At 67.2% G+C, this 5,352-nt stretch carries 4 protein-coding genes; 1 reads left to right on the forward strand and 3 read right to left on the reverse strand.

What is annotated here, in order from left to right; translation table 11 throughout:
* The first annotated feature begins 157 nt into the window (after positions 1 to 157).
* A complete protein-coding gene (locus G3N97_RS36160; RefSeq protein ID WP_205997600.1) occupies positions 158 to 1,036 on the forward strand; it encodes an SAM-dependent methyltransferase in 879 nt (292 codons plus the stop codon).
* 51 nt (positions 1,037 to 1,087) lie between these two features.
* On the opposite strand, the gene bcsR is transcribed toward G3N97_RS36160, so the two are convergent.
* The 3 genes from bcsR to bcsA all read right to left on the reverse strand — a co-directional run bounded on the left by bcsR (position 1,088) and on the right by bcsA (position 5,209).
* Positions 1,088 to 1,321 carry a BcsR/BcsP family cellulose biosynthesis protein gene (gene bcsR, locus G3N97_RS36165; protein WP_241031051.1) on the reverse strand — a complete coding sequence of 78 codons (234 nt, stop codon included), beginning with the start codon at positions 1,319 to 1,321 and terminating at the stop codon, positions 1,088 to 1,090.
* Positions 1,322 to 2,914: a cellulose biosynthesis protein BcsG gene (gene bcsG, locus G3N97_RS36170; RefSeq protein WP_205997601.1), complete on the reverse strand. Its 1,593-nt coding sequence runs from the start codon at positions 2,912 to 2,914 to the stop codon at positions 1,322 to 1,324.
* 90 nt (positions 2,915 to 3,004) lie between these two features.
* Positions 3,005 to 5,209, reverse strand: coding sequence for a UDP-forming cellulose synthase catalytic subunit (gene bcsA / locus G3N97_RS36175; protein WP_346778172.1), 2,205 nt, complete (start codon positions 5,207 to 5,209; stop codon positions 3,005 to 3,007).
* Between the last annotated feature and the right edge of the window lie 143 nt (positions 5,210 to 5,352).

The raw sequence follows: 5,352 nt of genomic DNA on the forward strand, positions 1-5,352 counted from the left end.
TCGGCGCGGCGCAGTCGCGTCTCGACCTCGCGCTCGACGAACTCGCGCGCGCCGAGGCGCTGTTCGATTCCGTCACGCGCGTGCAGGGACGGCGGCGCGCGCCCGCAGCGCTGGACGCCTGAAGGCGCGCTCCACGTTCATCAGCCGTGATTCAACGATGACCCGCGAAGCCGCGCAAACCGGCATCGGTCCGATGGCGCTCGTGGCCGTCGAGCAGCGTTTGCCCGCCGAGCGCCGCATCGTCGTCGACGATCTGGCGGCCGCGCTGCTGCCGACACCGGCACGCTGGCTCATTTCGCTGATGGGCACGCGCACCGCGCTTCGGCTCGTCGCGCTGGCCGAGCGTCGTTATCCGGGGCTGTGGGGCGGCATGCTGTGCCGCAAGCGCTTTATCGACGACGCGCTGACGGAAGCGCTCACCGACGCGTCACCGCAAATGGAAGCGTTCGTGAACCTCGGCGCGGGTTTCGACACGCGCGCGTTCCGCCTGCTGCGCGGCACCGGCGTGCCCGCCTGGGAGCTCGACCAGCCCGCCAATATCGACGCCAAGCGTCAGCGCCTGCTGCGGCGCTTCGGCAAGCTGCCCGCGAACGTCACGCTCGTCGCCGTCGATTTCGAGCATCTCGCGCTCGACGCGGTCCTGGCCGCGCAGGGCTATACGCGCAGCCGCCGCACGTTTTTCGTCTGGGAAGGCGTCACGCAATATCTCGACAGCGCGACCGTGCACGCGACGTTCGAGATGCTCGGCCGCGCCGCGGCAGGCAGCCGCCTGGCGTTCACATTCGTGAGCCGCGATTTTCTGGAAGGAAAAGTGCCGCCAGGGCAGGAAGGTGTGTACCGGCGATTCGTCGCGCCGAGGGCGATCTGGCGATTCGGGATCGATCCCGAGGCGGTGCGCGCCTTGCTCGCCGGTTACGGCTGGCGCGTGATCGCGCAGCCGGAGCCCGAGGCGCTGGCGCGCCGTTATATCGCGCCCACCGGCCGCCTGCTGGGCTGCATGCCGATGGAGCGCGTGGTGCTCGCCGAACGCGTGTAGCTCACGCGGTGCGTCCGGCGACGCACTTTACGCGCCGTCTTACCTAACGTCTTACGTCGGCGTAGCGTCCGGCGAAGACGGAGCCAACGGCGCGGCATCCAGTTCTAGCACGGCCGCGACGAGCGGCCAGCGCGCCGCCGCGTCCTGCCAGGCGTCCTGCGCCTGCACGTCGTAGTAGCGATCGGCGTCCACGCCATCGACGAGCCGCGCGAGCGCGTCGATATCGCTCGGCATCAGCGGATTGCGGCGCGCGCGCTGCCCGTTCAGCCAGAGTTTCAGCGACATTTACTTGCCCTCCACCCAGACGCCGTCCGGCGTGTGGATCACATAGCCATTCGGCGTCGTCATCGACACGGTGCCTTCGTTCTCGCCCACCATGCGCGTCTGCGGCAGACCGTTCGCGTACTGCGCGAGCGGCTCCGCGCCCGGCGCGAACGGGCTCTTGGCCACCAGATTCGCGAGCAGTTGCGCGAGCGCGAGATAGCTGGTCGGCGTATCGATCGTGACCGGGCCGCCCGCGTGCTCCGTGCCCGCCGGCAAGCCGACGATCTTCACGCCCACCGGCACGTGCACGATGCGCGGCGTCGGAATTTCACGCATGCCCGCGATCTGGTTCTCTTCGCCGCGCAGCGCCGCGCCGTGCTCGGGCACGAACACGATCACGGCCTTGCGGCCCGACTGCGCGACGAGGTCGATCAGCTTGTCGACGTCGCCGAGCAGGGTTTGCAGACGGATCGGATACGACTCCAGACTCGTGAGCTTGCTGTTGGGCAGACGGTTGCCGTCGTGCATCGACACCGTGTTGTAGTAGAGCGCGACCGGACCGCCGCCCGCCGCGAGCCGCTGCTTGTACCAGCGCGCGAGCACGTCGTAGTCGTCGACCAGCGGCGAGTTGTCGAACTCCTTCATGAACACGGGCAGGCCGTCGTTCGACGGAATCGTCACGCCCGGCACGCCGATTTCCTTGAGCACGGTGCCGCGGAAGTCGTCGAAACGGCCGTTGTGATTGAGCAGCGCCTGCGGCGTGTAGCCGGCCTGCGCGAGCTGCGCGAACAGATGGCATTCGGCCGGCGCCGGATCGTAGAGCGCCTTGTGCGCTTCCTGTCCGCAGGTCGCGCGCAGCACGCGGATCGCGGCCGGACCGCTATAGCTCGCGCCCGAGCTGAAGTTCTGGAAGATGTAGTCGAAGCGCGAGAACAGCGGGTTGTTGCGCGCCTTCACGACGTCCATGTCGTCCCACGAGAGCGAGCAGATGTGCACGACGATGATGTCGAACTGCGCGTTGGCGTCCTGCGTGAGCGGCGTGAAATTGACGCGGCGGCCCGCTTCGTTCGCGCGGAACGCCGCGAGCTGCTGGTCGTAGGTGCCGGCCTGCTCGTTGCGCGGCTCGTTGGCGTTGCGGCTCTCGCCGTCGGCGTTATCGCCCGAGGCGCTCTGCGCGAGCGCGCTGCTGGCGTTCGCGACCAGCGTGCCCGCGCCGTGCCAGACCGGCACCACGACGAGCGCGATCAGCACCAGCGTCGTCACGCGAATCCAGCGGTTGATCAGGAAGTAGAGCAGGATGGCCAGCACCGTGCTCACGATCATCTTGAGCGAGACGAGACGCCCGAGCAGTTCGAGCATGTACGACGGCGTGAAGGTCAGCAGCACGGGGATCTGCGAGATCGCGCGGCTGATCGGCGGCCAGCCCGACTCGTGATAGAACAGCGCGATGCCCGCGAGCACCGCGAGCACGTTGCGCGTGATGCGCAGCCAGCGCACGTGCAGCGGCACCAGTAGCGCAGCAGCGAACACGATGTTCAGCAGCCACAAGGGGCTGAATTTGCCCAGTGCGTACAGGTACAGCTTGGCGGCGAAGTAAAGATTCCAGAGGCCCATGGTGTGTCGCGTTCCCGCGTTGCGCGGCTAAATGTCGGTCGTGAGGTCGGTCGTGCGTTCGTACGGTCGATCGTGGCCGACGGGGTCGTATCAGGGCTGGCCGGCCGGGTCGCCCCGTCCGGCTCGCCGCCGCGTGAAGATGTTTTCGAGCGCGTCGAAGAAGGCATCGGCCAGACGCAGATAGCCTTGCCAGCTCAGCATGATCAGCTCGACGAGTCCGTTGAGCGGCGCGTCCTCGGGCGGCACGTCTTCCCAGTCGAGCCACGCATCGGCGCGGCCGAACGTGCATTCGACGAGACGCCGTTCGCGCTCGATGTTCATGTCCTCGAAACGTACGCCCAGACGCCGGTCCGCGAGCCGCGCGACCACCGCCGGAAAGTCGTGCTCCACCGCGCCGCGCGCGAGACACACGCTCACGCGCTCGCCCGCCGCGAGCTTTTCGAGGCCCGAATTCGGCGGCAACACGAGGCCGAGGCCGCCCATCGAATAGTTCTCGGTCTTGCAGGCGAGCGTGCGGCCGTCGGGCAGCGTGAGCATGGCGGGCACGCGCAGCGGAATGCGGTGCGCCACGCGCACCTGGCGCGCTTCCTTCGCCACGCCCACCGCGAGACCCAGCACCGTGAGATTCACGCCGGCCCAGAACAGGTTCATGAACACGGTCGCCGGTTCCTCGCTCTGCCAGATCGTCAGCCGCGCGAGACCGGCCAGCACGGCGCACACGTTGATGCCGAGCAGCACCAGATACGGCGTCGAGATCGTCCAGTCGAGATAGTCGTGCTCGATGTGGCCGCCCTTGGACGTCACGTTGAACTTGCCGAGCTTCGGATTGAAGAACGCGATCGTGGTCGGCAGCACGATGTACCACGCGAGCACGCTCTCGTAGGCTTCGGCCCAGAACGAATGGCGATAGCGTCCCTGAATGCGCGAGTTCGCGGTCGCCGAAATCACGAGATAGGGCAGCACGTAGGCGAGGATCACGGGCGCCGGCGTGTTGATCACGTGCAGTCCGAAATACAGGTACGCGCAGGGCATCACGAGGAAGATCAGGCGCGGAATCCCGTAGAAGAAGTGCAGCATGGCGTTGCTGTAGCACATGCGCTGGAAGAACGAGAGACCTTTGCCGAGCCACGGATTGTCGATGCGGAAGATCTGCGTCATGCCGCGCGCCCAGCGGATGCGCTGGCCGATGTGGCCCGCGAGGCTTTCGGTTGCGAGGCCCGCCGCCTGCACCGTGCGCAGATACGCCGAAGTGAAGCCGTGGCGATGCAGGCGCAGCGAGGTGTGCGCGTCCTCGGTCACGGTTTCCACGGCGAGGCCGCCGATCGACTCGAGCGGGCCGCGCTTGATGATCGCGCACGAGCCGCAGAAGAAGGTCGCGTCCCAGAAGTCGTTGCCGTCCTGGATCAGGCCGTAGAACAGGCTGCCTTCGTTCGGCACGCGATGGAACGTGTCGAAGTTGCGCTCGAACGGATCGGGCGAGAAGAAGTGGTGCGGCGTCTGCACCATCGCGCATTTCGGATCGGCGAGGAACACGCCCACGGTCGTCTGCAGGAACGAGCGCGTGGGAATGTGATCGCAGTCGAAAATCGCGATCAGCTCGCCGTCGGTGAGCTTGAGCGCGTGGTTGATGTTGCCGGCCTTCGCGTGGTTGTGCTCCTTGCGGCGGATATAGCCCACGCCCACTTCGGCGGCGAAGTCGCGGAATTCGTCGCGGTCGCCGTCGTCGAGGATATAGATGCGCAGCTTGTCGCGCGGCCAGTCGATCGTGCTCGCGGCGAACACGGTCGGGCGCACCACCGACAGCGGCTCGTTATAGGTCGGAATGTACAGGTCGACGGTCGGCCAGTCGGCGGGATCGTCGGGCAGCGCGCTCGGCTTGCGGCGCAGCGGCCACGCGGTCTGCACATAGCCGAACATCAGCACGACCCACGTGTAGACCTCGGCGGCGAACAGCACATAGCCGACGACTGCTTCGGCGGTCGTCGTGAGGTGCAGCGTCTGCGTGCTGCGCCACCAGACGTAGCGGCCCGTCATGAGGATCGAGAGCATCACCATCAGCATGGTCGCGAGACGGCCCGGCACGCGGCGCGCGAGCATCACCATCAGCCACACGAGGAAGAACAGCAGCACCTGCGAGCCGAGCGGCAGCGGCGTGGTGCAGACCGCCACGGCGGCGATGAAGGCGAACAGGAGCAGGCACTGGCGCAGGAAGGGCACGCGGTCGAGCGCCTCGGAGAGCTTTTCGAGGCGCGCGCGGATGCCGTCCCAGTCGACGGCGGGCAGGCGCGCGGCCACGGCGTCGCGCGCGCGCGCGGCACGCCGGTAGACCGGTTCTAGGAGACCGGAAGAGCGTCGAGCTGGGCAAGAGTCTGTGCTGTAGTGTAGATGTCGGCGGTGTTCTAGCTGTCTACAAATATCTAGTATGCCCCGTAGCACAT

This window comes from Paraburkholderia sp. Ac-20347, assembly GCF_017104805.1.
Classification (GTDB): domain Bacteria; phylum Pseudomonadota; class Gammaproteobacteria; order Burkholderiales; family Burkholderiaceae; genus Paraburkholderia; species Paraburkholderia tropica.

Coding starts and splice junctions, on each gene's coding strand:
- G3N97_RS36160 (WP_205997600.1), top strand. CDS start 158: ATGACCCGCGAAGCCGCGCAAACCGGCATCGGTCCGATGGCGCTCGTG.
- bcsR (WP_241031051.1), bottom strand. CDS start 1,321: ATGTCGCTGAAACTCTGGCTGAACGGGCAGCGCGCGCGCCGCAATCCG.
- bcsG (WP_205997601.1), bottom strand. CDS start 2,914: ATGGGCCTCTGGAATCTTTACTTCGCCGCCAAGCTGTACCTGTACGCA.